The sequence below is a fragment of the Pseudomonas sp. NFACC04-2 genome (genome assembly GCF_900119265.1).
Classification (GTDB): domain Bacteria; phylum Pseudomonadota; class Gammaproteobacteria; order Pseudomonadales; family Pseudomonadaceae; genus Aquipseudomonas; species Aquipseudomonas fluorescens_AA.
In genome coordinates, this window is sequence record NZ_FPJC01000026.1 from 1 (window position 1) to 26,517 (window position 26,517).

General features: G+C 61.3%; 26 protein-coding genes. 10 read left to right on the top strand and 16 right to left on the bottom strand.

The window, feature by feature from the left end:
* Positions 1-523: carbon starvation CstA family protein (locus BT125_RS24935; RefSeq protein WP_305882492.1), on the bottom strand; the 523-nt coding region annotated here is incomplete at its 3' end.
* A gap of 158 nt (positions 524-681) precedes the next feature.
* Between BT125_RS24935 and BT125_RS24940 the strand changes: the two genes are divergently transcribed.
* Positions 682-1,038, top strand: coding sequence for a PilZ domain-containing protein (locus tag BT125_RS24940; protein WP_025215579.1), 357 nt, complete (start codon positions 682-684; stop codon positions 1,036-1,038).
* Between the two features lie 9 nt (positions 1,039-1,047).
* Here BT125_RS24940 and radA read toward each other — a convergent pair whose 3' ends face one another.
* Genes radA through katB form a run of 3 tightly spaced genes read right to left on the bottom strand, consistent with a single transcriptional unit; the run spans position 1,048 to position 4,609 of the window.
* Positions 1,048-2,415, bottom strand: a complete 1,368-nt coding sequence (gene radA, locus BT125_RS24945; RefSeq protein WP_072411353.1) for a DNA repair protein RadA — start codon at positions 2,413-2,415, stop codon at positions 1,048-1,050.
* Between the two features lie 43 nt (positions 2,416-2,458).
* Positions 2,459-3,007 (bottom strand): ankyrin repeat domain-containing protein, encoded by a 549-nt coding sequence (locus BT125_RS24950; protein WP_072411506.1) that lies wholly within the window; start codon positions 3,005-3,007, stop codon positions 2,459-2,461.
* 60 nt (positions 3,008-3,067) lie between these two features.
* Positions 3,068-4,609 carry a catalase KatB gene (katB, locus tag BT125_RS24955; protein WP_072411355.1) on the bottom strand — a complete coding sequence of 514 codons (1,542 nt, stop codon included), beginning with the start codon at positions 4,607-4,609 and terminating at the stop codon, positions 3,068-3,070.
* Positions 4,610-4,891: 282 nt separating this feature from the next.
* On the opposite strand from katB, the gene mscL reads away from it, so the two are divergent.
* The gene (gene mscL, locus BT125_RS24960) at positions 4,892-5,305 is read left to right on the top strand and encodes a large-conductance mechanosensitive channel protein MscL (RefSeq protein ID WP_072411386.1); all 414 of its coding nucleotides are present in this window, start codon (positions 4,892-4,894) and stop codon (positions 5,303-5,305) included.
* 39 nt (positions 5,306-5,344) lie between these two features.
* On the opposite strand, the gene BT125_RS24965 is transcribed toward mscL, so the two are convergent.
* On the bottom strand, positions 5,345-6,121 hold the full coding sequence (locus tag BT125_RS24965; protein WP_072411388.1) for a ferredoxin--NADP reductase: 777 nt from the start codon (positions 6,119-6,121) through the stop codon (positions 5,345-5,347).
* Positions 6,122-6,408: 287 nt separating this feature from the next.
* Here BT125_RS24965 and BT125_RS24970 point away from each other — a divergent pair, with 287 nt between their 5' ends.
* Together BT125_RS24970 and BT125_RS24975 are read left to right on the top strand one after the other, a co-directional pair.
* Positions 6,409-7,122 carry an autoinducer binding domain-containing protein gene (locus BT125_RS24970; protein ID WP_072411390.1) on the top strand — a complete coding sequence of 238 codons (714 nt, stop codon included), beginning with the start codon at positions 6,409-6,411 and terminating at the stop codon, positions 7,120-7,122.
* A gap of 181 nt (positions 7,123-7,303) precedes the next feature.
* Positions 7,304-8,428 carry a methyltransferase gene (locus BT125_RS24975; RefSeq protein ID WP_072411392.1) on the top strand — a complete coding sequence of 375 codons (1,125 nt, stop codon included), beginning with the start codon at positions 7,304-7,306 and terminating at the stop codon, positions 8,426-8,428.
* 71 nt (positions 8,429-8,499) lie between these two features.
* Here the strand turns inward: BT125_RS24975 and BT125_RS24980 are convergent, their stop codons facing one another.
* Genes BT125_RS24980 through BT125_RS24990 form a run of 3 tightly spaced genes read right to left on the bottom strand, consistent with a single transcriptional unit; the run spans position 8,500 to position 11,136 of the window.
* Positions 8,500-8,664, bottom strand: a complete 165-nt coding sequence (locus BT125_RS24980; protein ID WP_072411394.1) for a DUF2474 domain-containing protein — start codon at positions 8,662-8,664, stop codon at positions 8,500-8,502.
* 21 nt (positions 8,665-8,685) lie between these two features.
* Entirely contained in the window at positions 8,686-9,693 is a 1,008-nt protein-coding gene (gene cydB, locus BT125_RS24985; RefSeq protein ID WP_053125566.1) for a cytochrome d ubiquinol oxidase subunit II, read from the bottom strand.
* 3 nt (positions 9,694-9,696) lie between these two features.
* Complete coding sequence (locus tag BT125_RS24990) at positions 9,697-11,136, bottom strand: cytochrome ubiquinol oxidase subunit I (RefSeq protein WP_072411397.1); 1,440 nt, start codon at positions 11,134-11,136, stop codon at positions 9,697-9,699.
* Positions 11,137-11,656: 520 nt separating this feature from the next.
* On the opposite strand from BT125_RS24990, the gene BT125_RS25000 reads away from it, so the two are divergent.
* Positions 11,657-12,895, top strand: coding sequence for an MFS transporter (locus tag BT125_RS25000; protein WP_072411401.1), 1,239 nt, complete (start codon positions 11,657-11,659; stop codon positions 12,893-12,895).
* A gap of 37 nt (positions 12,896-12,932) precedes the next feature.
* Here BT125_RS25000 and BT125_RS25005 read toward each other — a convergent pair whose 3' ends face one another.
* From BT125_RS25005 to BT125_RS25025, 5 genes are all read right to left on the bottom strand, one after another.
* Complete coding sequence (locus BT125_RS25005) at positions 12,933-15,134, bottom strand: xanthine dehydrogenase family protein molybdopterin-binding subunit (protein ID WP_072411404.1); 2,202 nt, start codon at positions 15,132-15,134, stop codon at positions 12,933-12,935.
* Positions 15,134-16,135 (bottom strand): FAD binding domain-containing protein, encoded by a 1,002-nt coding sequence (locus BT125_RS25010; protein WP_072411406.1) that lies wholly within the window; start codon positions 16,133-16,135, stop codon positions 15,134-15,136. The genes BT125_RS25005 and BT125_RS25010 overlap by 1 nt, the downstream gene beginning before the upstream one ends.
* The gene (locus BT125_RS25015) at positions 16,132-16,653 is read right to left on the bottom strand and encodes a (2Fe-2S)-binding protein (RefSeq protein WP_060740527.1); all 522 of its coding nucleotides are present in this window, start codon (positions 16,651-16,653) and stop codon (positions 16,132-16,134) included. The genes BT125_RS25010 and BT125_RS25015 overlap by 4 nt, the downstream gene beginning before the upstream one ends.
* Positions 16,654-16,831: 178 nt before the next feature.
* Positions 16,832-17,398, bottom strand: a complete 567-nt coding sequence (locus BT125_RS25020) for a DJ-1 family glyoxalase III (RefSeq protein ID WP_072411408.1) — start codon at positions 17,396-17,398, stop codon at positions 16,832-16,834.
* 137 nt (positions 17,399-17,535) lie between these two features.
* Complete coding sequence (locus BT125_RS25025) at positions 17,536-17,934, bottom strand: DUF4879 domain-containing protein (protein ID WP_371857829.1); 399 nt, start codon at positions 17,932-17,934, stop codon at positions 17,536-17,538.
* Positions 17,935-18,195: 261 nt separating this feature from the next.
* On the opposite strand from BT125_RS25025, the gene BT125_RS25030 reads away from it, so the two are divergent.
* The 4 genes from BT125_RS25030 to BT125_RS25045 all read left to right on the top strand — a co-directional run bounded on the left by BT125_RS25030 (position 18,196) and on the right by BT125_RS25045 (position 22,064).
* Positions 18,196-19,491 (top strand): NCS2 family permease, encoded by a 1,296-nt coding sequence (locus BT125_RS25030; RefSeq protein WP_072411412.1) that lies wholly within the window; start codon positions 18,196-18,198, stop codon positions 19,489-19,491.
* Positions 19,488-20,567: a tRNA (uridine(54)-C5)-methyltransferase TrmA gene (gene trmA / locus BT125_RS25035; RefSeq protein ID WP_072411414.1), complete on the top strand. Its 1,080-nt coding sequence runs from the start codon at positions 19,488-19,490 to the stop codon at positions 20,565-20,567. The genes BT125_RS25030 and trmA overlap by 4 nt, the downstream gene beginning before the upstream one ends.
* A gap of 199 nt (positions 20,568-20,766) precedes the next feature.
* The gene (gene aroQ / locus BT125_RS25040) at positions 20,767-21,207 is read left to right on the top strand and encodes a type II 3-dehydroquinate dehydratase (protein WP_072411417.1); all 441 of its coding nucleotides are present in this window, start codon (positions 20,767-20,769) and stop codon (positions 21,205-21,207) included.
* Between the two features lie 5 nt (positions 21,208-21,212).
* Positions 21,213-22,064 carry a shikimate dehydrogenase gene (locus BT125_RS25045; protein WP_371857828.1) on the top strand — a complete coding sequence of 284 codons (852 nt, stop codon included), beginning with the start codon at positions 21,213-21,215 and terminating at the stop codon, positions 22,062-22,064.
* Positions 22,065-22,212: 148 nt separating this feature from the next.
* On the opposite strand, the gene BT125_RS25050 is transcribed toward BT125_RS25045, so the two are convergent.
* The 3 genes from BT125_RS25050 to BT125_RS29505 all read right to left on the bottom strand — a co-directional run bounded on the left by BT125_RS25050 (position 22,213) and on the right by BT125_RS29505 (position 25,162).
* Positions 22,213-22,890, bottom strand: coding sequence for a TetR/AcrR family transcriptional regulator (locus BT125_RS25050; RefSeq protein ID WP_072411421.1), 678 nt, complete (start codon positions 22,888-22,890; stop codon positions 22,213-22,215).
* A 103-nt stretch (positions 22,891-22,993) separates the two neighbouring features.
* Entirely contained in the window at positions 22,994-24,895 is a 1,902-nt protein-coding gene (quiC, locus tag BT125_RS25055) for a 3-dehydroshikimate dehydratase QuiC (protein WP_072411423.1), read from the bottom strand.
* A 111-nt stretch (positions 24,896-25,006) separates the two neighbouring features.
* Positions 25,007-25,162 (bottom strand): hypothetical protein, encoded by a 156-nt coding sequence (locus BT125_RS29505; RefSeq protein WP_170866870.1) that lies wholly within the window; start codon positions 25,160-25,162, stop codon positions 25,007-25,009.
* A gap of 3 nt (positions 25,163-25,165) precedes the next feature.
* Here BT125_RS29505 and BT125_RS25060 point away from each other — a divergent pair, with 3 nt between their 5' ends.
* On the top strand, positions 25,166-26,503 hold the full coding sequence (locus tag BT125_RS25060) for an MFS transporter (RefSeq protein ID WP_072411425.1): 1,338 nt from the start codon (positions 25,166-25,168) through the stop codon (positions 26,501-26,503).
* Positions 26,504-26,517 lie beyond the last annotated feature (14 nt).

The window sequence follows — 26,517 nt, forward strand, 5'->3', positions numbered from 1 at the left end:
TCATGATCAGGAAGCAGCCGAACAGCGCGATGGTGCCGGGGATACGGCCCATTTCCTCGCGCACCATGTCGCCCAGGGAGCGACCGTTGCGGCGGGTGGACAGGAACAGGACCATGAAGTCCTGCACCGCACCGGCCAGTACCACGCCGGCGATCAGCCAGAGCGTGCCGGGCAGGTAGCCCATCTGCGCCGCCAGCACCGGCCCGACCAGCGGCCCGGCGCCGGCAATGGCCGCGAAGTGGTGGCCAAAGAGAATATGTTTGTTGGTCGGGACGTAGTCCAGGCCATCGTTGTTGAGCACGGCGGGAGTGGCCCGGCGCGCATCGAGTTGCATCACGTTGTTGGCGATGAAGAGGCTGTAGTAGCGGTAGGCGACCAGGTAGATGGCCACGGCGGCGACGACGATCCACAAAGCGTTGATCGCCTCGCCTCGGCGCAATGCCACGACGCCCAGGGCGCATGCTCCTACAACGGCCAGCAGTAGCCAGGGTAAATGGCGCAGCAGGCTATTATTGTTTTTCATTTTTATATTCCAGCCAGGGGGGACAAGAAAGAGTGCCATCAGAGTTTAGCGCTAACCCAGGTAAAGGCCATACCTGACATTCGTCTGTCACCGGCCGAACGGTGACGATGACCGGCCAGTAGGGTCTATAGTCATTACATCTTCAGAGGGAAAGCGTAATGAGCGAACGCCGCCGCTTCGTACGAATAGAGTTCCATGCCAAGACCGAGCTGACCCAGGGCCCATTCACCTGGCCGGTGAAACTGCTGGACCTGTCCCTCAAGGGCCTGCTGATCGAAAAACCCCAGCCCTGGCTGGGCAACGCCGAAAAAACCTTCATGGCCGACATCCACCTGAGCAATGAGGTCGAGGTGAAGATGGAAGTCAGGCTCACCCACGACGATCACGGCCACCTGGGCTTTGTCTGCGAGCACATCGACCTGGACTCCATCGCGCACTTGCGCCGACTGGTGGAGCTGAACCTGGCCGATCATGACGAGCTGGAGCGGGAATTCGCGGCGTTGATCCAGGTTTGAATCAGCGGGTTACTCGAACAACGCATCCAAGGCCTGCTCCAGGCGTGTCACCGCAATGATCTGCAACCCCGGCGGCGCTTCCTTCGGTGCATTGCCCTTGGGCACGATGGCGCGCTTGAAGCCATGCTTGGCCGCTTCCTTGAGCCGCTCCTGGCCACTGGGCACCGGCCGGACTTCCCCCGACAGCCCTACTTCGCCGAACACCAGCAGATCATGGGGCAGCGGTCGATTGCGCAGGCTGGACATGACCGCCGCCATCAGCGCCAGGTCGGAGGCGGTTTCCAGCACCTTGACCCCACCGACCACGTTGAGAAAAACGTCCTGGTCGTGAGTCGGAATCCCACCATGTCGATGCAGGACCGCCAACAGCATGGCCAGCCGATTCTGGTCCAGGCCCAAGGTGACCCGCCGCGGGTTCGCCAGATGACTGTCATCCACCAGTGCTTGGACTTCCACCAGCATTGGCCGGGTGCCTTCCCAGGTCGCCATGACCACGCTGCCCGGCACTTCTTCCTGGGCACGCGTCAGGAAGATCGCCGAAGGGTTGGAGACTTCTTTCAGGCCTTTGTCGGTCATGCCGAACACACCCAGTTCGTTGACGGCGCCAAAGCGGTTCTTCACGGCCCGTAATAAACGCAGGCGCCCATCCGACTCGCCTTCGAAATACAACACGGTGTCGACCATGTGCTCCAGCACGCGCGGCCCCGCCAACGCACCTTCCTTGGTGACGTGGCCCACCAGGAAAATCGCGGTGCCGCTCTGCTTGGCGTAACGCACCAGCAAGGCCGCGCTTTCGCGCACCTGGGAGACGCCGCCCGGGGCCGATTGCAGCTGTTCGGTGAAAATGGTCTGGATCGAGTCGATCACCATCACCTTGGGCTTTTCCACGCGCGCCGTGGCGATGATGGTTTCGATGCAGGTCTCGGTCATGACCCGCAACTGGTCCTGGGGCAAGCCCAGGCGCCGGGCGCGCATGGCGACCTGCTGCTGGGACTCTTCGCCAGTGACGTACAGCGCCGGCATGCGGGTGGCGAGGTTGCACAAGGTTTGCAGGAGGATGGTGGATTTGCCGATACCCGGGTCCCCGCCGATCAGCACCACCGAACCATCCACCAGGCCCCCGCCCAGCACGCGGTCGAGTTCACCGGAGGCGGTGGAAAAACGTGGGATTTCCTCAACGCTGACTTCGGCCAGGGTCTTGATCTGCGCCTGCTGTCCGGCCCAACCGGTGCGGCCGGTGGGCGCTGCCGCGCCGCCGCTTTCCACCATGGTTTCGGTCAGGGTGTTCCAGGCTCCGCATTCGCTGCATTGGCCGGCCCATTTGGGAAAGGTCGAGCCGCACTCGGTGCAGCCGTACATGCGCTTTGCCTTGGCCATCTGAACTCCCGGATAAAAACCGCGATGATAGCCCAGGCAACCACTAGCGCGGGGCCGGCATTCTGATTTCACCTTTGGCCAGATCCATTGCGGTGTTACCCAATGGGTCCTGGGCCTGCAGATCCGCCCCCTTGGCCTTCAAGGCATCGAGCAACTCGGCACGCTTGAACAACCCAGCGTACATCGCGGCGGTCTGCCCGGCCCCGTTGCGCTGGTCCGGGCTGCAATCGGTGGACAGCAAGCGACGCGCAATCTGCACTTCGCCCTTGAAAATGGCGCCCATCAGCGCCGTGTTGCCGCGTTTGTCCTGGGCGCAGGCATCGGCGCCGGCGGCCAGCAGCCGCTCCACCGCCAGGCCATGGCCGTGATAAGCCGCGAGGATCAGGGCGGTGTAGCCCTTCTCATCTCGGGTATCCAGCGAATAACCGGCCTCGATAAACGTATCGAGCATCGGCACATCGCCTCGGCGAGCGGCGTCGAAATAATAGTTTTGCAGCTGTTCCTGGACCGCAGCCGGTTCGGTGGGCATTGGCTGATCGGCCAGTACGCTCAGTGACCAGGTCGCAAGCATCGACAAAAAGAATTTACCCATCATGACGTCTCCCCATGACTCAAGACTGTGGGAGCGAGCTTGCTCGCTCCCACAGGTGGATCAGTCAGTCAGTTTTTCCGCCAGCGCCTTGACCCGAGCCAAGTCACCTTTGGCGACACGGGCCACGCCTGTGCCGTATTCAGGATCGGCCTTGTAGAGGAACGACAGGATGATGTGCTTGCTCTCGTCATCAGTGGTCGCCAAAGAGCCACCAAAGCTTTCGATCAGGTCATCACGTTCTTTCTTGCTGAACGAACGATACAAATCACCGGCCTGCTTGAAGTTCTGCTCGCGCTGGATTTTCGCCTGCTGGGTGCTGCCGCTCAACGCGGCCTGGCTGTAGCGCGCCGATGGCTGTTCCTCGCGCGGCGTCAGGCGGCTCGGCTCATAATTAACGCCGGTGCTGGTGCTCCCCGGGTTCATCGCACCGTCCTGGTTACCGTTGTTCACCGCCACCTTGGGGGCGTTGATCGGCAACTGCAGGGCATTGGCGCCTATCCGGTACATTTGCGTATCGGCGTAGGAGAACACCCGCCCCTGCAACAGACGGTCCTCGGAAGGTTCGATTCCCGGCACCAGATTGGCCGGCGCCATCGCCACCTGTTCGGTTTCCTGGAAGACATTCGCCGGATTGCGGTTCAAGACCATTTGTCCGACTTTACGCTCAGGCACACCCGGCCAGATTTTGGTCGCGTCCAGTGGATCGAAGTCAAACTTGGACATGTCCTGAGGGTTCAGCACCTGAACATACAAGTCCCACTTCGGGAAGTCGCCTTTATTAATATGACTGACCAAATCATTGGTCATATGGCTGTAATCTTGCCCCTGAACTTTCGCCACTTCTTTCGGATCGAGATTTTTCAGGCCCTGCAAACTTTTCCAATGAAACTTCACATAGTGAACTTCACCCTTGGCGTTAACCAACTTGTAGGCATGCACACCGTTACCGTCCATTTCACGATAACTGGCCGGCGTGCCGGAGTTGGAATACAACTCGGTCAGCGTGCGAGTAGATTCTGGAACATGGGAGAAGAAATCGAAACGACGCGAGTCATCGTCCAGATTAGTCCGTGGGTCGGGTTTGAACGCATGGACCATGTCGGGAAACTTGATGGCATCGCGGATGAAGAAAGTCGGGAAGTTGTTGCCCACCAGGTCCCAGTTACCGTCGGCCGTGTAGAACTTTGTGGCAAAGCCACGGGGATCGCGCAGGGTTTCCGGGGAATGATTGCCGTGCACCACAGCAGAAAAGCGCACGAACACCGGCGTGACCTGGCCTGCGGCGAAGACCTTGGCCTTGGTCAGGTCGCTCAAGTCATCGGACACCGTGAAGGTTCCATGGGCGCCGGTACCACGGGCATGCACCACCCGCTCGGGGATGCGTTCGCGGTCGAAGCGCTGCAGCTTCTGGATCAACTGTACGTCTTGCAACAGGGTCGGGCCGTTGGGGCCGGCCGTTTGCGAATTCTGGTTGTCGCCGACGGCTGCGCCGTTGTCACGAGTCAGGGTGGCCGCGTTGACGGACAAGGACAGCAGGCTGGCGGTCAACACGAAGAGCGCGCGGCGGTGGGGAAAAGTCCCACAGCCAAGGGAAGTGTTCATAGGCATGTTCCTCTGATGTTATAGAGCGCATCCGTGTGCGCCATCCAGAGGCTAGTGCCCGAAAAAGGAAAACCTAAATAGAAATGCCGTACCGCTGCGATAGAAAAAACGTTGTGGGGAATCGGCCGGAAACCGCGTATCACGCGCGATTGATGGCACTTTGTAAACTTTTCACTTGAGGCTGGGTCGATAATTGAAGCTTTGTAAGCAAGCGTTTCAAGCGAGACGCGTTGGGCTGATTTACACTGCCACTACCCACTTCATTTGTACAAGGAACAACTCATGGGCGTGCTAAGCGAGTTCAAGGCCTTCGCGGTCAAAGGCAATGTCGTCGACATGGCCGTCGGGATCATCATCGGTGCCGCGTTCGGCAAAATCGTTTCGTCATTCGTGGGTGACGTGGTCATGCCACCGATAGGCCTGCTGATCGGTGGGGTGGACTTCAGTGACCTGGCCATTACCCTCAAGGCCGCCCAAGGTGATGCGCCTGCCGTGGTACTGGCCTACGGGAAATTCATCCAGAGCACCATAGATTTCATTATCGTGGCGTTCGCCATTTTCATGGGCGTCAAGGCCATCAACCGCCTCAAGCGTGAAGAAGCAGTAGCCCCGAGCGCGCCTCCGGTTCCAACCAAGGAAGAACTGTTGTTGACCGAAATTCGCGACCTGCTCAAGGCCCAGAACGAACGCCCCTGACCCTTCATTAAAAGTGGCGTCCCCCGGGACGCCATTTTTCTACCAGTAGTTCTCCACCGCCACTTGGCCTGGCCGACGAGTAAGGCTCAGCTGCAAGCCCCTGGCCTTGAGCAACTTGCGCGTGTCATCGATCATTTGTGGGTTGCCGCAGAGCATCACTCGTGAATGCTCCGGTGTCAGCCCTATCTCGGCCGCCCGCTCCAGCTCGCCGTTTTCGAGCAACGTGGTAATCCGCCCACTGAGCGCCCCAGGATGCTGCTCACGCGTGACGGTCGCAATGAAACGAAACTTATGGGCGTACTCGGCCAGGTAGTCGCGCTGGATCAGCTCTTTGATCAGGTCCTGATACGCCAGCTCCCGCGCCTCGCGCACGCTATACACCAGGATGATGCGTTCAAATTTTTCCCAGACTTCAAAGTCTTGGAGAATTGAAAGAAACGGTGCAACGCCCGTCCCGGTGGACAACAACCATAGATCCCGCCCATCCACGAAACGATCCAGCGTCAGGTAACCAAAGGCTTGGCGTTCCACCAGCAGTTCGTCACCTGGCTTCAGGCGGCTCAGCTCGCTGGTGAATTCGCCATCCGGGACCACGATGGAAAAGAACTCGAGGAATTCGTCGAAGGGTGAAGACACCATGGAGTACGCGCGCCAGACAGTGCTCCCGTCCGCCTTGGTCACGCCCAGTCGGGCGAACTGACCCGCACGGAAGCGAAAGCCGCGATCCCGGGTCGTACGCAAGGTAAACAAATGTGACGTCAATGGCTGAACATCGAGCAGGGTTTGGCGGGTGAACTTTTCTGCGCTGTCGGTCATGAGTCACTCCAATGGGACAAGGCTCACAGTGTCCCGCAAAGTGAGCACCACCACCACCACTCTGATGCTGTGTAATGGCTATTTAATTGCAGCCGTTATTTATCTACACAGATCCTCTACCAAGCTTGTACAAGTTGAGGACGTTGTAAAAAAACAATTGAAATTTTATCTCCCCAAACACATTTTCAATCTAACTAAAAAAACTCACTACATATTAGGAAAAGTCCTACACTAAAGTTTCGCATGATGGATTGGATCCACAGGGACGAATCAACCAGGAGAAGGCGATGGACAAGTGGAAGGACTTGCAGCTGAGAAAATTATCCTGTGAAAAAGACCTGCAGACGGCTTATCGTCTGGTCCTGAATTTCTTTAACAATCAAGGATTTGAATATTGCGCATTTGCAGCCTACCTCGGAAGCCCTGATAAGCACACCAGCAAGGTGAACCTCAATAACTACCCTTATGGATGGGACAGGCTTTATGAACAGAACGGTTATGCTTCGAATGACCCGGTAGTAGCACATTGCAATCAATCGCCACTACCCATTTTGTGGAGTGAACATGTGTTTGCCCAAGCCCCCAAGTTATGGCGGGAACTTAATCGACAGGGACTCAAGTACGGCTGGACCCAGGCCGTTCATGATGAACAGGGAGCACATTGCAGTCTGTTCAGCCTCGCCCGGACTCATTGCCCCATCGACATCGAGGAACATTATGGCAACCTCGGCTACGCCATCTTCGCCAGCCAAAGGCTGCATACACTCGCCAGCAAAAAACTATCTGACAGTGTCGCAGTCAGGCAAAAATGTCACTTGTCGCCGAGAGAGATCGAAGTGTTGAGATGGTCTGCCGAAGGCAAGACGGCGTCGGAAGTAGGCAGGATTCTTTGTCTTTCCGAACGGACCGTGAATTTCCATGTATGCAGTTGCATGCGCAAACTCAATGTCAGCAATAAAATTTCAGCGGTGGCCAAAGCGGCCCAAATCCATGTGATCTGAACGACGGAGCGGCATTGCCAGGCTGAAAAACCCGCGAGTAATGTGCCACGAAAAAACGTACCATTTACGGCTCCACTTGAATGATGCCGCTTCTTGCACGCGACGCAGTTCATTCAGGCGGTCCCGCTGAGACACCTGCCCGGGGGCAGCGGGACATTCGTTGATCTCCAGAGTCCCAGCCATGCCCTTGTTCCACAGTCCCTTCGCCCAACTCGACCTGATCCGCCAACCCGAACAGCAGAACGAGCCGCTGCAAGCCTTCGATGCGGCCGATGAATACCTGCTCGCGCATCTGGCCGAACAACAACCGGCCGCGGATACCCGGGTGCTGGTGCTCAATGACGGCTTCGGCGCCCTGGCGGCGAGCCTGGCCGGCAAAGTCGAGGTGATCAGCAGCGGCGACTCATTCCTGGCCCTGCAAGCGCTGGAGAAAAACCTGGTGCGCAATGGGCAGGTCTTTGACGCGGTGCCGACCGTGCCGGCCAGCGAGCCCTTGACTGGCCCCTTCGACCGCGTGCTGCTCAAGGTGCCGAAAACCCTGGCCCTGCTGGAAGAACAACTGATTCGCCTGCAAAGCCAACTGGCCCCCGGTGCCCAGGTGATTGCCGCTGCAATGGTCAAGCATCTGCCCCGGGCCGCAGGCGACTTGCTGGAGCGTTACATCGGCCCGGTACAGGCCTCCCTGGCGGTGAAAAAAGCGCGCCTGTTGATCGCCACGCCTGCCGCCCAGGCACCGGCCGTATCGCCCTACCCCAGCCGTTACTGGCTGGACGAGCCGAAGATCGAACTGCTCAACCACGCCAATGTGTTCTGCCGCGAGGGCCTCGACATCGGCACCCGCGCCTTCCTGCCGCATCTGCCGAAAAACCTGGGCACCGCCCAGGTCGCGGACTTGGGATGTGGCAACGGCGTGCTGGCCATCGCCAGCGCCCTGCAAAATCCCAAGGCCCGCTACACCCTGGTGGACGAGTCCTACATGGCGGTGCAATCGGCAGCCGAAAACTGGCGCGCCGCCCTGGGCGAACGTGAGGTGACGATACGGGCCGATGACGGCTTGGCCGCACAGCAGGCGCAATCCCTGGACGTGGTGCTGTGCAACCCGCCTTTCCACCAACAGCAAGTAGTGGGTGATTTCCTGGCCTGGCGGATGTTTCAACAAGCGCGCGAAGCGTTGGTGGTCGGCGGCGCGCTGTACATCGTCGGCAACCGGCACTTGGGCTACCACAGCAAACTGGCGCGACTGTTCCGAGGGGTCGAGCAAGTGGCCGCCACGCCGAAATTCGTCATCCTCAAAGCGCGCAAATAATTTATCCACAGCCAAAAAAAACCCTCCGTCAGGAGGGTGGAAACCGTGCCACAAGGCAACGGGACGGGAAATCAGTGGGTGGTCAGGCCCGCAGCGTTCATGAACATCCGCATCAAGCTGGCGACGATAAACAGCGCCAGCACACTGCCGGTCCAGATCACCGCCAGCCAGCCGAGCCGCTGCCAGAGCGGCTTCCTTTCGGCGGCTTCGATGTCTTTCAAATCAGGTCTGGCCATGTTCAACACCTCGCAGGTCGATCAATGGTAACCGTCGTCGTGGGTCACCTTGCCGCGGAATACGTAGTAGCTCCAGAAGGTGTACACCAGGATCAACGGAATGATGAACAGCGTGCCCACCAACATAAAGCCCTGGCTCTGGGGCGGTGACGAGGCGTCCCAGATCGAGATGGACGGCGGCACGATGTTCGGCCACAGGCTGATGCCCAAGCCGCTGTAGCCGAGGAAGATCAGCACCAGGGTCAGGATGAAGGGCGTGTAGTTGGCATTGCGGGCCACCGCGCGGAACAAACCGTACATGGTCACCAGCACCAGGATCGGCACCGGCAGGAACCAGAACAGGTTCGGCAAGGTGAACCAGCGGGCCGCGATGTCCGCGTGGGCCAGCGGCGTCCAGATGCTGACGATACCGATCACGGCCAGCACCACGAACGCCAGCGGCCGGGCCAGGTCATGCATCTGCTCTTGCAACTTGCCTTCGGTCTTCATGATCAGCCAGGTGCAGCCGAGCAACGCGTAGGCCGCGATCAACGCCAGGCCACAGAACACCGTGAATGGCGTGAACCAGTCCAAGGAACCACCGGCGAACTGGCGATTGACCACTTCAAAACCATCGATGAACGCCCCCAGCGCCACGCCTTGGAAGAAGGTGGCCGTCAGCGAACCGCCAATGAACGCCTTGTCCCAGAGGTGGCGCTTCTCAGCCTTGGCCTTGAAGCGGAACTCGAAGGCCACGCCGCGGAAGATCAGGCCGATGAGCATCAGGATCAACGGCAGGTACAGCGCCGAAAGCACCACCGAGTAGGCCAGCGGAAACGCCCCGAACAGCCCGGCACCGCCCAGCACCAGCCAGGTTTCGTTACCGTCCCAGACCGGTGCCACGGTATTCATCATGACATCACGGTCGCGCTCGCCCTTGACGAAGGGGAAGAGGATGCCAATCCCCAGGTCGAAGCCGTCCATGATCACGTACATCATGATGCCGAAGATGATGACCACGGCCCAGATCAGCGGAAGATCAATACCCATGACTCAATTCCCCTTGTTCGAGCGGTCGTTGTGGTCCACATCGTCGTCGCCGTCGTCGGCGGCCGACAATGGCCGGGCCGGCGTACGTTTCTGGCCCGGGCCACCGTCGCTCGGCTCGGCTTCGTGGGCCTCCGGCCCCTTGCGCACCAGGCGCATCATGTAGCTCAAACCTGCACCGAACAGCGCGAAATACACCACGACGAACAGCACCAGGGTGATGCTCATCTGCGCGAAACTATGGCCGGACGAAGCATCGGCCGTGCGCATCAAGCCATAGACCACCCAGGGCTGGCGGCCGATCTCCGTGGTGAACCAGCCGGCCAGGATCGCAACCAGCCCGGACGGCCCCATCCACAGCACCATGTAGAGGAACGGTCGGGATTGATAGATCCGATCCTTGCGGCGCAGCCACAGGCTGCACAGCCCAGTGAAAATCATCAGCAGCCCCAGGCCGACCATGACCCGGAACGACCAGAACACAATGGTCGAGTTCGGTCGGTCCTCAGGCGGGAACTCCTTGAGGGCCGGCACCTGCTTGTCCAGGCTGTGGGTCAGGATCAGGCTGCCCAGGTAAGGAATTTCCACGGCGTACTTGGTTTTTTCCGCTTGCATGTCGGGCCAGCCGAACAGGATCAGCGGGGTCGGTTCATTGCCGACGTTTTCCCAGTGGCCCTCAATGGCGGCGATTTTCGCCGGTTGGTGCTTGAGGGTGTTCAGGCCATGGAAGTCGCCGATGACCGCTTGGATCGGCGCTACCAGCAAGGCCATCCACATCGCCATCGACAGCATCCGGCGGATGGCCGGGTTATCGCGGCCACGCAGCAAATGCCAGGCCGCCGACGAGCCGACGAAGAACGCCGTGGCGACGAACGCCGCGGTGGACATGTGCAGCAATCGATAAGGAAACGAGGGGTTGAACACCACCGCTAGCCAGTCCACCGGGATCACCCGGCCGTCGATGATTTCGTAGCCCTGGGGGGTCTGCATCCAACTGTTGGAGGACAGGATCCAGAAGGTCGAGATCAGGGTGCCAATCGCCACCATGACCGTGGAAAAGAAATGCAGGCCACGGCCGACGCGGTTCCAGCCAAACAACATCACGCCCAGGAAACCCGCTTCGAGGAAGAACGCCGTGAGCACCTCGTAGGTCAGCAAGGGGCCGGTCACCGCACCGGCGAAGTCCGAAAAGCGGCTCCAGTTGGTCCCGAACTGATAGGCCATGACCAACCCGGAGACCACCCCCATGCCGAAGTTGACGGCAAAGATTTTCGACCAGAAGTGGTACAGGTCGCGGTAGGTGTCATCGCGGGTCTTGAGCCACAGCCCCTCGAGCACCGCCAGGTAACTCGCCAGGCCGATGGTGATGGCCGGGAACAGGATGTGGAACGAGATCGTGAACGCGAACTGGATTCGGGCGAGATCGAGCGCCTCCAAACCGAACATAAGTCTTCCTCTGTCAGGTAAAACCGGCTGCGGGCGGGGCTGGCACCACCCCCCAGGGATATGGAGTGCGATGCGTTTCAAATCGTTCTTTTTATAACCGTCACACCGCAGGACTCTGGCCGGACGGCCGCCAGCCCAACGCCCCGAAGGGTATTGATCTGGATCAAGCAATGCTCAAAGAGTAGTCGCAATATTGCCGATGGACGGCGTGGTCTTTTGTCGCGTGACAGGTTGTCTCAGTGCGTGGGGGGGCAGCATCGACCCCGTTGTTTTGAAAGCACACAGTAACCCGTGGCGAAGGAGCTTGCTCCCGCTCGACTGCGCAGCAGTCGCCTTTCTTGGGGCCGCTTCGCGGCCCAGCGGGAGCAAGCTCCCTCGCCACAGTTGTCCGCCATGCCTCCGGGCTATAGGGTTCCAAGGATTGAAGTAGATGTTTGGCTAACTATTTTTTCCAGCAGACGTAATTTCCAGTTACAGCTCGGCGATAATCTCGTGGCCTTCCTCACCGGACCCGCCCTAGATGCCCAGCCAAGCGCCGCTGCTGCTCCGTCACCATCGTCCCTTCATCGCCTTCTGGCTGGCCCGGATATTCACCGCCAGCGGCTTCCAGATGCTCACCGTGGCCATCGGCTGGAACCTCTATCAACTGACCGGCAACGTTCTGGACTTGGGTTTGGTGGGGTTGGTGGAGTTTGCCCCGCGCGTGCTGTTCATGCTCCACACCGGGCACGTGGCGGACCGCTATGACCGGCGCAAGGTCGCAGCCATTTGCCAGTCATTGCAGGCCATGATTGCCCTGGCGCTGGCAATTGGTAGCGCTACCGACAACGTCACGCGGGAGATGATCTTCATTCTCGCCTTCCTGCTGGGCGCCGCTCGCTCCTTCGAAATGCCGACCACTCAGGCGTTGCTGCCGAGCATCGTGCCGGCGGGCCTGTTTCCCCGCGCCGTGGCCGCCGCGCAATCGGCCCAGCAATCGGCCACCATCGTCGCTCCGGCACTCGGAGGCTTGCTCTACGCCTTCGGCAGCGTCTGGGTCTATGGGCCGACGGTGCTGCTCTACATCATCGCCTGCTGCCTGATGCTCAACCTGCCCGCCCGGCAGACGCCGCTGAACAAAGGCAAGGCGACTTTGGATTCTTTGCTGGCCGGGATTCGCTTCATTCGCAGCCGCCCGGACATTCTCGGGGCGATCTCTCTGGACCTGTTCGCGGTGTTACTCGGCGGCGCGACGGCGCTGCTGCCAGTGTTCGCCAAGGACATCCTGCTCACCGGCCCCTGGGGCTTGGGCCTGTTGCGTTCGGCACCGGCGGTCGGGGCCTTGCTGATGTCGTTGTGGCTGGCGCGGTTTGCCGTGGAGCGCAAGGTCGGCCGGGTGATGTTCACCGCGGTGGGCGTGTTCGGCGTCGCCACCATTGCCTTCGGCCTCTCCACCTCGTTCTGGTTTTCCCTGGCGGTGCTGGTGGTGCTGGGCGCGGCAGACATGATCAGCATGGTGATCCGGGCCTCGTTCGTGCAACTGGAAACCCCGGATGAAATGCGCGGCCGGGTCAGCGCGGTGAACGGGCTGTTCATCGGCGCCTCGAACCAGCTGGGCGAGTTCGAATCCGGCCTCACCGCCCACTGGTTCGGCACAGTGCCGGCGGTGGTCATGGGCGGTGTCGGCACGCTGTTGGTGACCGGGACCTGGATCAAGCTGTTCCCGACCTTGGCCAACCGCGACCGGATGCACGAACCGGCGGACGAAGCGAAAGCCTAGTGGCCTGTGGGGCTAACTCGTGCAGGCCACTAGAGCACTAGAGCAACTTGTCGAGGGTGATGGGGAAGTCCCGCACCCGCTTGCCGGTGGCGTGATAAATTGCATTGGCCACCGCCGCTGCCACCCCGACGACGCCGATTTCGCCGACGCCCTTGGACCCGAGCGCATTGACGATGTCGTCCTGTTCCTCGACGAAAATCACCTCGATGTCACCGATGTCGGCACTGACCGGCACGTGATACTCCGCCAGGTTATGGTTCATGTGACGCCCCAGGGTGTGATCGGTCAGGGTTTCTTCGTGCAGGGCCATGCCGACGCCCCACACCACGCCGCCGAGAATCTGGCTGCGGGCGGTTTTCGGATTGACGACCCGGCCGGCGGCGATGGCGCTGACCACTCGGTTGATCCTCACCGTCCCCAGGTCCTCATCCACCCAAACTTCGACAAACACCGCCGAGTGAGTAGCCGTGGCGTAGGCCTGGCGTTTTGCATCCGGCTCAGCGGTGACCTGGGCCTGCAACGGCGTCTCGCCACTTTTTTGCGCCAGCTCCGCTAATGCCACGCTCGCTTCACCCAGCCGCAGTTGGCCATCGACAAACGTCACTTGCTCAAGGGTCGCGCCACCGAAGGCCGGACAGGCCTGGCGGGCCACGGCCAGGAGTTTTTCCTTCAGCGCTTCACAGGCCTGTTGCACAGCGCTGCCCACCGACGAGACGGTGAACGAACCGCCCTGCAGCGGCGCAGTGGGCAACGACGAATCCCCCAGGACAAACGTGACGTCTTCAAGGGAAACGCCTGACGCCTCGGCAGCGATCTGGGTCATGACCGTGTAGGTCCCGGTACCGATGTCCGTGGTGGCGCTGCTGACGGTCAGCTTGCCATGCGCATCCAGAGAAGCTTGGGCACTGGCCTTCTGCTGCATGGCTTCCCATACGCCACCGGCCATGCCCCAGCCGACCAGTTGCCGGCCTTCACGCATGCTGCGTGGTTCCGGATTGCGCTTGTCCCAGCCGAAACGACGGGCACCTTGGGCATAACACTCACGCAGTTCCTTGCTGGAATACGGCTTGCCTTCGTTCTCGTTGCGTTCGGCGTAGTTGGTCAACCGCAGTTGGATCGGATCGATCGCCAGGGCACAGGCCAGTTCATCCATGGCGCACTCCAGGCCAATCAGCCCTAGGGCGGCACCGGGCGCGCGCATGTCCAGGGGCGTGTAGACGTCCAGCGGTACCAACTTGTAGGTCAACGCCACGTTGTCGCAGTGATAAAGCATGCCGCTCCACTCCACCACATGTTCGGTGAAGTCCTCGAAGCGCGAGGTCTGGCCGATAGCGGTGTGCGCCACAGCCAGCAAGCGACCGTTGGCCGCCGCCCCCAGTTGCACGCGCTGGAGGGTTCGCGGCCGATAGCCAAAGGTGAACATCTGCTGGCGCGTCAGGCTGACCCGCACCGAGCGCTTGAGAGCCAGTGCAGCCATCACGGCCAACGGCAATTGATACTGCGGGCGCAGCCCGGAACCGAAGGCACCGCCGACAAACGCGGCAAACACCCGCACCTGTTCTTTCTCGAGGCCGAAGACCTTTTGCACATAGGCTTGGCAGTTTTGCGTGCCTTGGGTCTTGTCGTGGATGTGCAGGGTGCCATCAGGCTGATACAACACGGTGGAGGCGTGTGGCTCCATCGGGTTGTGGTGTTCGACCGGCGTGCTGTAGGACACATCCACGCTGAGCGCAGAGCTGGCGTACTCGCCTTGAAAATTCCCACGGGGCTTGGGCAGTTCAGCCGGTGCCGGATGGGCGTCGTTTTGCAAGGTGACCAGATCTGTCTGATGCTCCTCGGCGTCGTATTCGATTTCAACCAGCGAACCGGCATACCGCGCCAGCTCAAGGTTTTCCGCCACCACCAGGGCCAGCGGCTGGCCGCTGTAGAGTACCTGGTCGTTGTACAACGGCCGGAACGGCGAGCCGTCCGCCGCATCGGCATCTTGGTAGGGCTCGTCGTAGCTGGCAATCCTCGGCCGGTTGGTATGGTCGATGACCGCGACCACGCCGGGCAGTGCCAGGGCTCGGGACGCATCGATGCGTACTACGCGGCCACGAGCGACGGTACCGGAGACGACGCTGCCGTGCAGCAAGCCGTCCTCAGGGTATTCAGCGGCGTAACGGGCCTGGCCCGTCACCTTGAGCAGACCGTCGACCCGGTCGAGGGGCTGCCCTATGGATTTGCTCGGAGCGTTCATCAGGCGTGTCCTCCCTGGGGTGCGCAACCCAATGCGGCGTCACTCAAGGCACGGACAATCGCCCGGCGCGCCAGTCTGACTTTGAAGCCGTTGTGCTCCAGCGGCTCGGCGTTTTGCAGCAGCGCATCGGCAGCGGCGGTGAAGGTTTCGCGGCTGACGGTCTGCCCGGTCAGCCAGCTCTCCACGGCGCGGTCGCGCCAGGGTTTGTGCGCCACCCCTCCCAGGGCCAGGCGCGCCTGGCGGATCACCGGCCCGTCCAGCTCCAGCGCCGCCGCCACCGACACCAGCGCAAAGGCGTAGGAGGCACGATCACGGATCTTCAGGTAGTGGCTATGGTCGGCAAAACCGGCGGCGGGCAATTCGATAGCGGTGATCAACTCATCGTCGGCCAGTTGGTTATCCCGCTCCGGGGCATCGCCGGGCAGGCGATGGAAGTCGGCGAACTCGATGGTCCGCGCCCCACCCCGTCCCAGGACATGGACCACCGCTTCCAGGGCGGCCAGAGCCACGCACATGTCGGAGGGATGGGTGGCCACGCATTGATCGCTGGCACCGAAAATCGCGTGGATCCGGTTCAAACCGTTCCGGGCCGGGCAACCACTACCGGGCCGGCGTTTGTTGCACGGCACGCTCGCATCATAGAAGTAATAGCAGCGGGTGCGTTGCAGCAGGTTGCCGCCGGTGCTGGCCATGTTGCGTAGCTGTGGCGAGGCACCGGCCAGGATCGCTTGGGACAGCAGTGGATAACGGCGCTCGATCCACGGGTGCCAGGCCAGATCGGCATTGCTCACCAAGGCCCCGATCATCACCCCGCCGGAAGGGGTTTCACTGAGGTCCGCCAGGGGCAAACCAGTGATGTCGATCAGGTGCTCGGGACGGGTGATGTTTTCCTTCATCAGGTCCAGCAGGTTGGTGCCGCCGGCGATGAAGCGGGAAACCGGGCTCGACAAATCGACGGCGGCCTGCACGGTGTCGGGTTTGCTGTATTGGAAGGGATTCATTGATCACCTCCCTGCTGGCAAAGTGGCAGAGCTTCTTCGATGGCATCGCGAATGTTGGTGTAGGCGCCGCAGCGGCACAGGTTGCCGCTCATCAACTCGCTGATCTGCCCACGGGTCTTCGCCCTGCCCTCGTTGGCCAAGCCCACCGCCGAACAGATCTGCCCTGGCGTGCAATAACCGCACTGGAACGCGTCGTGCTTGATGAAAGCCTGCTGCATGGGATGCAACTGGTCGTCGCTGGCCAGGCCTTCGACGGTGATCAATTCGGCGCCGTCACACATGACGGCCAGCGTAAGACAGGCATTGATCCGTTTGCCGTCGCGCAGCACCGTGCAGGCACCGCATTGGCCGTGGTCGCAGCCTTTCTTGCTGCCCACCAGGTCCAGTTGCTCACGTAGCAGGTCCAGTAACGTGGTCCAGGCCAGCACTTGCAACTCTCGCACCTGGCCATTGAGGGTCAGACGGATCGGATGACGGACGAAGGACGCCTGCGTCGCTTCGGACAGGGTCGCGCTCATGGAACACCTCACGGTTAGTCGTACTCGCGGCGTTTTGGAAAACCGCCGTCATAAGGGGTACGACTTCAGGGTAGGGGTGAGCGTTCAAGGCAAATGCGCGATGAAAGAATGCCAGCGTCTGCTTCGCAGCCGAGCGGGAGCAAGCTCCCTCGCCACAGGCCGATGTGGATCAAGCGTGTCAGGCCAGCAGCTCTGCCGCCACCACGCTCCTCACGCCCTTGCCACAGAGTTGCTCCACCAGCGTCAAGGCAAACGCCAGGGCGGCGGCCGAGCCTTGGGCGGTGATGCAGTTGCCGTCCACCACCACAGGCTGATCGACGAAGCTGCAACCGGACAACTGCTGGCTTACTGCGGGCAGGCAGGTCATGCGGCGCTGGCGCAGGACGCCGGACGCCTGTAGCGCCAGGGCCGGGGCCTCGGCGATGGCGGCGAAGAAACGCCCGACGGCGGCCTGGTCCTTGAGCCGTTGTTGCAGCGGCTGATGAGCCGCCAGGTGCTGGGCGCCGATGATGCCGCCTGGCAGGACGACCAGGTCGAAATCCTGCGCGAGCACGTCCACCAGCATGCCATCGGCCGTCAGGCGCGTGCCGCGGGCGCAGGTGAGCATGCGCCGCCCTTCGATGCTCGCCACCACGGTTTCGATCTGCGCTCGACGCAGCACGTCGATCAAGGTGACCGTCTGCAAGTCGTCGACACCCTCGGCGACGGCTATCAGGGCTCGGGGGATCTTGGTTCCAGGAATCATGGGCGCTCTCCGCTGGGTGATGCTTGTAGTGTAGGAGCTGCCGAAGGCTGCGATCTTTTGATATGCGCTTGAGATTCAAGCGTCGGGGGAAAGATCGCAGCCTCGCTTCGCTCGACAGCGCCTACAGAGACCCGCGATTACTTGATGTACAGCTGGGTCGACATCCGGTTGCCCGGGGCGTTGATCGACTGGTTGCTGAAGCTGAAGGTGCCCTCTTGCTTGCCCTTCAGGTCGAAGATGTACAAATAGCCGACGATTTTGGTCTTGGCCGAACAATCGTTGAGATTGCCATTGCTGTACGCACACACCGGCGAGCGAGTGCCATCGACCTCGAAACCGTCCAGCGTGACATTGGGCTGACGACCGTAGCCGACCTCCAGCACGTAGACCTTGATATTCGGCCCATTGTGATCGCAACGGGTCTGTTCCTGCCCTGGCGCGATATCCTCGAAACCACAGGCCGGCGATTCGACCTTGAGCACCTTGACCTCACTCAAGGGCGCTGCCGACGCGGCATGGACGGCCTGGCCGGGCATCCACAGGCCCAGCGCGCAGCCCACGGCCGCTAGCAGCTTTTTATTCATATGAAGCATAGAGACCTCCCGGAACCACGCGCAGTATGGCCCACTTGGGGCGTTGGCAAAACATCGACGACGATCGCAGCCACAACGCTACGCTGCTGGTATGATGCGCGGCTTTTTCCGACCCGCAGAAAATTCCCGGGCGCCGCTGGCGACCTGTGCTTTGCTGTTGAGGTCGATACATTCACGGCGCCGGGCGCGCCACGGGGAGCAGACATGCTGGAAAGGCTGTTTCAACTCAAGGCACACAACACCAACGTGCGGACCGAGATCCTGGCGGGCGTCACGACCTTCCTGGCCATGGCCTACATCCTGTTCGTCAACCCGAGCATCCTTGGCGAAACCGGCATGGACAAAGGCGCGGTGTTCGTCGCCACCTGCCTGGCGGCGGCCATTGGCTCCACGGTCATGGGCCTGATCGCCAACTACCCGATCGCCCTCGCACCGGGCATGGGCCTGAATGCCTTCTTCACCTACACCGTAGTCCTGCACATGGGCCATACCTGGCAAGTGGCGCTGGGCGCGGTGTTCATCTCCGCGGTGCTGTTCTTCCTGCTGTCGATCTTTCGCATCCGCGAGTGGATCATCAACAGCATCCCGCTGCCCCTGCGTTCGGCCATCGCCGCCGGTATCGGCCTGTTCCTGGCGCTGATTGCCCTGAATAACGCCGGCATCGTGGTGAAAAACCCGGCGACCATGGTCGGCCTCGGCGATTTGAAGCAACCGGCGCCAATCCTCGCCACCCTCGGTTTTGTCCTGATCGTCGCCCTCGAAGCGCTGAAAGTGCGCGGCGCAGTGCTGATCGGCATCCTGGCAGTCACCCTTGTTTCGATCCTGATGGGCTTCACGCCGTTCGGCGGCGTGATGTCCATGCCGCCCTCCCTGGCCCCGACCTTCCTGCAACTGGACATCAAGGGCGCCCTGGACATCGGCCTGGTGAGCGTGATCTTCGCCTTCCTGTTCGTCGACCTGTTCGACAACTCCGGTACCCTGATCGGCGTCGCCAAGCGCGCCGGGCTGATGGGCAAGGACGGCCATATGCCAAAGATGGGCCGTGCACTGATCGCCGACAGTACCGCCGCCATGGCCGGTTCGCTGCTGGGCACCTCCACCACCACCAGTTACATCGAATCGGCAGCGGGCGTCAGCGCCGGCGGACGCACCGGCCTGACCGCCATCGTGGTGGCGATCCTGTTCCTGCTGGCGCTGTTCTTCTCGCCACTGGCCGCCAGCGTCCCGGCCTTCGCCACCGCGCCGGCCTTGTTGTTCGTCGCCGTGCTGATGACCTCGGGCCTGGCGGAAATCGACTGGGATGACATCACCGTCGCCGCCCCGGTGGTGATCACTGCCTTGGCGATGCCATTCACCTATTCCATCGCCAACGGCATCGCCTTCGGTTTCATTGCCTGGACCGCCATCAAACTGGTGTCTGGCCGTGGCCGTGAGCTGAACCCGGCGCTGGTCATTCTGTCGATCCTGTTCGTGATCAAGTTGGGTTGGTTCAACGCATGACTTTTGATTCCCAGGCCTACGCCGCTCAGTTGCAGGACAAGGTCACCCGCTTGCGTGACCTGCTGGCCCCATTCGAGGCACCGGAACCCGCGGTGTTCGATTCGCCCCTGAAAAACTTTCGCCTGCGGGCCGAGTTCCGCCTGTGGCGCGAGGCCGGTGAACGGCATTACGCGATGTTCTCCCAGGACGACAAGCGCACGCCGATCCTCATCGAGGAATTTCCCATCGCCAGCCTGCGCATCAACCAGTTGATGCCGCAACTCAAGGCCGCCTGGCAAGCCAGCGCGCCCCTGAGCCATAAGTTGTTCCAGGTGGAGTTCCTGACCACCCTGGCGGGGGACGCGATGATCACCCTGTGTTATCACCGCCCGCTGGACGAGCACTGGCACGCTGCCGCCTCGAAGCTGGCAACCGACCTGGGCGTGAGCATCATTGGCCGCTCCAAGGGCAAGCGGGAAGTGATCGGCCATGATTATGTGGTGGAGAAACTCGAAGTGGGCGGCCGCACCTTCAGCTATCGCCAGCCCGAAGGCGCCTTCACCCAGCCCAACGGCACGGTGAACCAGAAGATGCTCAACTGGGCCTACGAGGCATTGGGGGAGCGCAACGACGATCTGCTGGAGTTGTACTGCGGCAACGGCAACTTCACCCTGCCCCTGGCCACCCGTGTGCGCAAAGTCCTGGCCACCGAAATCAGCAAGACCTCGGTGAACGCCGCGCTGAGCAATCTCAGCGAAAACGCCGTGGATAACGTCACGCTGGTGCGTCTGTCAGCCGAAGAGCTGACCGAAGCCCTGAACGAAGTCCGCCCGTTCCGCCGCCTGCAGGGCGTTGACCTGAAAAGCTACGAGTTCGGCAGCGTCTTCGTCGACCCGCCTCGCGCCGGCATGGACCCGGATACCTGCGAGCTGACCCGGCGCTTCGACAACATCCTGTACATCTCCTGCAACCCAGACACCCTCGCCGCGAACATCGCGCAACTGAACGACACCCACCGCATCACACGCTGCGCGTTGTTCGATCAATTTCCCTGGACCCACCACATGGAATCCGGGGTGTTGTTGACTCGACGGTAAGTCACCGGGGAGAGGGAGCTTGCTCCCTCTCCATAATTGCTGCCTCCAAATTCCCGAACCCTGAGAAGCTTGTTCGATCATCGAACACTTAATAGCCATGGGCGTCGGCTTTATTTGACCAAATTAACTATCTAGTACAATTTATCTCCACCGGCTGAAACCCCGCCGACACCAACAATAAAAATGTGGAGAAATTGCGATGCCTCCGATCGTTCTGGTGCTCAACGGCCCGAACCTGAACCTGCTCGGCACCCGCGAGCCGGCAACCTACGGCTATGAAACCCTGGCCGACATCTCGGCACTGTGTGGCCGCGCCGCTGAAGAGTTCGGCTTGGCGGTGGAGTTTCGCCAGACCAATCAGGAAAGCGAGTTGCTGGACTGGATTCACGGCGCCCGGGGCCGGTGCGCCGGTATCATCATCAACCCGGCGGCCTGGACCCACACCTCAGTGGCGATCCGCGACGCACTGGTGGCCAGCGAGGTACCGGTGATCGAAGTTCACCTGTCCAACGTCCACGCTCGCGAAACATTCCGCCATCACTCCTTCGTCTCATCCGTCGCCATTGGCGTGATGTGCGGGTTTGGCAGCCATGGTTATCGCCTGGCCCTGGAACATTTCAGTCAGCGGTTGAAGGGTTGATGAGCATGTCGAATATCACTGTGCTGGCCGGCCTGATCGGTGCGGGCATCCAGGCGTCACGCACGCCGGCGCTGCATGAGCAGGAAGGCGATGCCCAAGGCATGCGTTATCTCTATCGGCTGATCGACCTCGACGCGCTGAAACTCGACAGCGGCGCCCTGGCTGACTTGCTGGTGGCCGCCGAACGCATGAACTTCACCGGTCTGAACATCACCTTCCCCTGCAAGCAGGCGATCATCCCGCTGCTGGATGAATTGTCGCCCGAGGCCCACGGCATCGGCGCGGTCAATACCGTGGTGCTCAAGGACGGCAAGCGCATCGGCCACAACACCGACTGCCTGGGGTTCGCCGAAGGTTTTCGCCGTGGCCTGGGGGATGTGGCGCGCCAGCGCGTGGTCCAGATGGGCGCCGGTGGCGCCGGTGCGGCGGTGGCCCATGCGCTGCTGCTGGAGGGCGTGGAAACCCTGAGCATTTTTGACGTCGAGGTCAGCCGTGCCGAGGCGCTGGCCAACAACTTGAACCAACACTTCGGCACAGGCCGCGCTCGCGCCGGGCATGACCTGCCCACCGCCATGGCCGAGGCCGACGGCCTGGTGAACACCACGCCCATGGGCATGGCGAAACTACCGGGCATGCCGGTGCCGGTCGAGCTGTTGCGGGGCGCCCTGTGGGTCGCGGAAATCGTCTACTTCCCGCTGGAAACCGAACTGCTGCGCAACGCCCGCGCCATCGGATGCCGCACCCTGGATGGCGGCAATATGGCGGTGTTCCAGGCGGTGAAGGCGTTCGAACTGTTCAGCGGCGTGGCGCCGGATGCGCAGCGGATGCTGGAGCATTTCCAGAGCATGAACCACTAAAGCCTGGTGATAAATCCCTTGTGGGAATGACTTGTGGGAGCGAGCTTGCTCGCGATGACGGTGTGTCAGTCGCAATCGGTGTTGACTGATCGACCGCTATGGCGAGCAAGCTCGCTCCCACACAAACCGCTCCCACAAAAGGCCGGTGTCAGGGCTGCAGATAACGCAACACCGACTCACAAACCATCTGCCGATGCCGCTGCTTGACCGTTTCATCCGACAGGTCGATCTGAAAGATCTCACCGAACGTCTGGCGGTTGGACACCCGGTAGAAACAGAACGAGCTGATCAGCAAGTGCACATCCAGCGGTTGCAGATCGGGACGGAACACACCCTCTTCGGCGCCGCGACGCAGGATCACACCCAGGGAATCGAGGATGGTGTTGGTCATCGCCTTGATCGTGCCTGACTGCTTCACGTACTCGGCGTTGTGGATGTTCTCGATGCAGACGATGCGCACGAAATCCACGTTGCGGTCGTGGTGGTCGAAGGTGAACTCCACCAGGCGCCGAATCGCGTCGACCGGGGCCAGTTCCGCCAGGTGCAAGCGGCTCTCGGTGGTGCGGATATCCCCGTAGAGTTTTTCCAGCACCTCGACGTACAACTGCTCCTTGCTGCCGAAGTAGTAGTAGATCATGCGCTTGGACGTGTGGATGCGTTCGGCGATGGCATCGACCCGGGCGCCGGACAGGCCCTGCTGGACGAACTCGACGATGGCTTCCTGAAGAATGTTCTCCCGGGTTTTCTCCGGGTTGTTCTTGCGACTCTTGCGCGGCGCGGCGACAGGTTCGTCGAGGGCTGCGGAAAGCTCTGGATTCATAGTCATTGCGGGGCTCACGGCCATCACTGCACAGGTGGGCGATTATGGGCCGCACCGTGCAGTGAAGGAAGCCACGGCGTTGCCCTTTACCGCGGCGTTTACGATTTCCCTACAACTTGGCGTGCCGCAAGCCACCGCTACGGGACTTGGCCATGGCCGCCAGGCGCACCGCGACGTTGGCAGCCCCATAACCGGCATAACCGTTCTTGCGCTGGATGATCTCAAAGAAAAACCGCCCCTCGAACGGCTCGGTGTAAACGTGGAACAGCTCACCACCCTGGGCGTCGCGGTCGTACAGCACGTTGAAATAGGCCAGTTCGCTAAGGAACTCGTCGTCGAAATCGAAACGCGCCGCCAGGTCGTCGTAGTAATTGAGCGGGATGTCCAGCAACGGCACGCCCGCCTCTTTGGCACGACTGACCTGGGCGAAGATGTCGTCGCAATCGAAGGCGATGTGATGCACGCCGGAGCCGCGATAACTCGACAGCGCGTGTGAGATCGCGGTGTTGCGGTTCTCGGAAATGTTCAGCGGCAAGCGGATCGAACTGCAGCGGCTGCGCAGCGCACGGCTTTTCACCAGGCCATAGGGGTCGGGCAAGACGACTTCGTCGTCGGCCTCGAAATCCAGCAGGCTCTTGTAGAACAGCACCCAACTGTCGAGGCTGTCGGCCGGCAGCGCCATTGCCATGTGGTCGATGCGCTTGAGCCCGGCCCCGATGACAGCCCCCGGCTGCAGGTTGAAATCGGTGCCGTAGACGTCGGTTTCCTGGTCCACCAGGTAGATCAGGCTGCCGTCCGGTGCGCGCACCGCCGCCAGCTCCAGCTCATTGGGCCCCACCAGCCCGCGATAGGGCTGGCCCTTGTAGGCAACGGCCCGCGCCAAGGCGCTGGCACTGTTTTTCACGCGCACGGCGGTGGCGCACAACGAAGGCCCGTGGGCTTCGAAAAAACTGTGGGCAAAGGAGTACGGTTCGCTGTTGAGGATCAGGTTGATATCACCCTGGCGCAGCAGGCTGACATTCTTCGAACGGTGCTGGCCGGCCTTGACGAACCCCAGCCGCTCCAGCCAATGGGAGAGCTTGGCACCGAGGCTATCGTCCACGGCGAACTCGAGGAATTCGATGCCGTCATATTCGCTGGCCGGAGGGGTGGCGAACAGGATGTCGGCATTGCCAACGGCGCTCGCTTCTTCGGCCAGTCGCTGGCGGGTCTTTTCTTCCAGGTACAGCAGCGAGCGCAGGCCGTCGGCGGCATTGGCCCGTGGCGGCGCGGCGCGGAAGCCGTCGTTGAAGATCTCCAGCGACAGCGGCCCGGTATAACCACTCTGGATGATCGGCGCCAGGAACCCCGGCAAGTCGAATTCGCCCTGCCCCGGGAAACAACGGAAATGCCGGCTCCACTCCAGGACGTCCATGGCCAGGATCGGCGCGTCGGCCATTTGCACGAAGAAAATCTTCTCGCCAGGGATCTCGGCGATCGCACTCGGATCGCCCTTGAGGGACAAGGTATGGAAGCTGTCGAGCAACACGCCAAGGCTGGGGTGATCGGCCTGGCGCACGATGTTCCAGACCTGTTGATACGTATTGACGTGGCGGCCCCAGGCCAGCGCTTCGTAACCGATACGCAAGCCTCGCGCGCCGGCCCGTTCGGCCAGCAGGCGCAGGTCATCGATCAGGATCTGTTCATCGCCGACGCTGTCGGCCGAGGCGTTGCTGCACACCAGCACCAGGTCGGTGCCCAGTTCCTGCATCAAGTCGAACTTGCGCTCGGCCCGCTCCAGATTGCGCGCCAGGCGATCACGACGGCAACCTTCGAAGTCACGAAACGGTTGGAACAAGGTGATGGCGATGCCCAGGTCGGCGCACATCTGCCTGATTTCCCGCGGGCTGCCATCGTAATAGAGAAGATCGTTCTCGAAGATTTCCACCCCGTCGAAACCGGCGGCGGCAATGGCTTCGAGTTTTTCCGGCAAGGTACCGCTCAAGGATACGGTGGCAATGGAACGCTGCATGACTTCGGCTCCCGGGACAGGCATCGGCTACAAAAGGTGCGCCGCTTTTGAAAGAGTCAGCCGATTATTGAGCTGCCGGTTTCTTTCAGCAATTTAATATGTACCATCCGGTTAGTTTTTTGGGCGATTATCGAACAAAATGCCGATTGCCGAATTGACGATTTTTTGCTCACTGCGCACCATCGCTCCCACATTGACGCCGGCCCCAGCCGCCGGAACCAATGGAAAGACCCAGACCAACCATAAGAATTTCAAAAACGGGTACACGCTATGATTCCTTCCCAAAGTTCCCGCCTGGCCCCTGGCCTGAGTGCCTCCACCGGCGGCGTCGGAGACAAGATCCGCGGCGCCATGGCCGTGGGCAAGACCCGTTGGGGCATGCTCGCCCTGGTATTTTTCGCCACCACCCTGAACTACATCGACCGCGCCGCCTTGGGCGTGATGCAGCCGATCCTGGCCAAGGAAATGAGCTGGACGGCGATGGACTACGCCAACATCAACTTTTGGTTCCAGGTCGGTTATGCCGTCGGCTTCGTGTTGCAGGGGCGATTGATCGACCGGATCGGCGTCAAGCGCGTGTTCTTCTGCGCCGTGCTGCTCTGGAGCCTGGCGACCGGCGCCCATGGCCTGGCGACCTCGGCGGTGGGCTTCATGGTCTGCCGCTTCATCCTCGGCCTCACCGAAGCCGCCAACTACCCGGCCTGCGTGAAAACCACGCGGCTGTGGTTCCCGGCGGGTGAACGGGCCGTGGCCACGGGCATTTTCAACGCCGGGACCAACGTCGGCGCGATGTTCACCCCGATGCTGCTGCCACTGGTCCTGCACGTGTGGGGCTGGCAGGCTGCGTTCCTGTGCATGGCCGCCCTGGGCGGGATCTGGCTGCTGTTCTGGGGGCTGAAATACTTCAACCCCGAAGACCACCCCTCCGTCAAACAGTCAGAACTGGACTACATTCAGGCCCAGGACGAACCGGACCAGACCCGCGTACCGTTCTCCCGCATCCTGCGCATGCGCGGCACCTGGGCGTTCGCGTTGGCCTACTCGATCACCGCACCGGTGTTCTGGTTTTACCTCTACTGGCTACCGCCGTTCCTGAACCAGCAATACAACCTGGGCATCAACGTGACCCAGATGGGCATCCCGCTGATCATCATCTACCTCACCGCCGACTTCGGCAGCGTGGGCGGCGGGATCCTGTCTTCGTTCCTGATCGGTCGCGGCCTCAATCCGATCAAGGCGCGGCTGGTGTCCATGCTGCTGTTCGCCTGCTGCATCATCGGCGTGATCATGGCCGCCGGCGCAAGCAACCTGTGGATGGCGGTGTTCGCCATTTCCCTGGCCATCGGCGCGCACCAGGCCTGGACCGCCAACATCTGGAGCCTGGTGATGGACTACACGCCCAAGCACATGATGAGTACGGTGTTCGGCTTCGGCGGCATGTGCGCGGCCATCGGCGGGATGTTCATGACCCAGTTGGTGGGCCACATCCTCACGATCACCAACAACAACTACACCGTGCTGTTCACCCTGATTCCGGCGATGTACTTCATTGCCCTGACCTGGCTGTACTTCATGGCGCCGCGCAAGGTGCCGACGCTGGAAAGCTGATTAGTCATTGAGGC

What these genes read in the sequence shown, in the direction of transcription:
- BT125_RS25050 (WP_072411421.1), bottom strand. Translation starts at nt 22,890, where the DNA reads ATGACTATGAATCCAGAGCTTTCCGCAGCCCTCGACGAACCTGTCGCC.
- katB (WP_072411355.1), bottom strand. Translation starts at nt 4,609, where the DNA reads ATGAACACTTCCCTTGGCTGTGGGACTTTTCCCCACCGCCGCGCGCTC.
- BT125_RS24990 (WP_072411397.1), bottom strand. Translation starts at nt 11,136, where the DNA reads ATGTTCGGTTTGGAGGCGCTCGATCTCGCCCGAATCCAGTTCGCGTTC.
- BT125_RS25005 (WP_072411404.1), bottom strand. Translation starts at nt 15,134, where the DNA reads ATGAACGCTCCGAGCAAATCCATAGGGCAGCCCCTCGACCGGGTCGAC.
- BT125_RS25030 (WP_072411412.1), top strand. Translation starts at nt 18,196, where the DNA reads ATGCTGGAAAGGCTGTTTCAACTCAAGGCACACAACACCAACGTGCGG.
- aroQ (WP_072411417.1), top strand. Translation starts at nt 20,767, where the DNA reads ATGCCTCCGATCGTTCTGGTGCTCAACGGCCCGAACCTGAACCTGCTC.
- BT125_RS25060 (WP_072411425.1), top strand. Translation starts at nt 25,166, where the DNA reads ATGATTCCTTCCCAAAGTTCCCGCCTGGCCCCTGGCCTGAGTGCCTCC.
- BT125_RS24970 (WP_072411390.1), top strand. Translation starts at nt 6,409, where the DNA reads ATGGACAAGTGGAAGGACTTGCAGCTGAGAAAATTATCCTGTGAAAAA.
- BT125_RS25020 (WP_072411408.1), bottom strand. Translation starts at nt 17,398, where the DNA reads ATGATTCCTGGAACCAAGATCCCCCGAGCCCTGATAGCCGTCGCCGAG.
- BT125_RS24940 (WP_025215579.1), top strand. Translation starts at nt 682, where the DNA reads ATGAGCGAACGCCGCCGCTTCGTACGAATAGAGTTCCATGCCAAGACC.
- BT125_RS25025 (WP_371857829.1), bottom strand. Translation starts at nt 17,934, where the DNA reads ATGCCCGGCCAGGCCGTCCATGCCGCGTCGGCAGCGCCCTTGAGTGAG.
- trmA (WP_072411414.1), top strand. Translation starts at nt 19,488, where the DNA reads ATGACTTTTGATTCCCAGGCCTACGCCGCTCAGTTGCAGGACAAGGTC.
- BT125_RS25015 (WP_060740527.1), bottom strand. Translation starts at nt 16,653, where the DNA reads ATGAGCGCGACCCTGTCCGAAGCGACGCAGGCGTCCTTCGTCCGTCAT.
- BT125_RS24965 (WP_072411388.1), bottom strand. Translation starts at nt 6,121, where the DNA reads ATGACCGACAGCGCAGAAAAGTTCACCCGCCAAACCCTGCTCGATGTT.
- quiC (WP_072411423.1), bottom strand. Translation starts at nt 24,895, where the DNA reads ATGCAGCGTTCCATTGCCACCGTATCCTTGAGCGGTACCTTGCCGGAA.
- BT125_RS24950 (WP_072411506.1), bottom strand. Translation starts at nt 3,007, where the DNA reads ATGGGTAAATTCTTTTTGTCGATGCTTGCGACCTGGTCACTGAGCGTA.
- BT125_RS25045 (WP_371857828.1), top strand. Translation starts at nt 21,213, where the DNA reads ATGTCGAATATCACTGTGCTGGCCGGCCTGATCGGTGCGGGCATCCAG.
- cydB (WP_053125566.1), bottom strand. Translation starts at nt 9,693, where the DNA reads ATGGGTATTGATCTTCCGCTGATCTGGGCCGTGGTCATCATCTTCGGC.
- BT125_RS24975 (WP_072411392.1), top strand. Translation starts at nt 7,304, where the DNA reads ATGCCCTTGTTCCACAGTCCCTTCGCCCAACTCGACCTGATCCGCCAA.
- mscL (WP_072411386.1), top strand. Translation starts at nt 4,892, where the DNA reads ATGGGCGTGCTAAGCGAGTTCAAGGCCTTCGCGGTCAAAGGCAATGTC.
- BT125_RS24980 (WP_072411394.1), bottom strand. Translation starts at nt 8,664, where the DNA reads ATGGCCAGACCTGATTTGAAAGACATCGAAGCCGCCGAAAGGAAGCCG.
- BT125_RS25000 (WP_072411401.1), top strand. Translation starts at nt 11,657, where the DNA reads ATGCCCAGCCAAGCGCCGCTGCTGCTCCGTCACCATCGTCCCTTCATC.
- radA (WP_072411353.1), bottom strand. Translation starts at nt 2,415, where the DNA reads ATGGCCAAGGCAAAGCGCATGTACGGCTGCACCGAGTGCGGCTCGACC.
- BT125_RS25010 (WP_072411406.1), bottom strand. Translation starts at nt 16,135, where the DNA reads ATGAATCCCTTCCAATACAGCAAACCCGACACCGTGCAGGCCGCCGTC.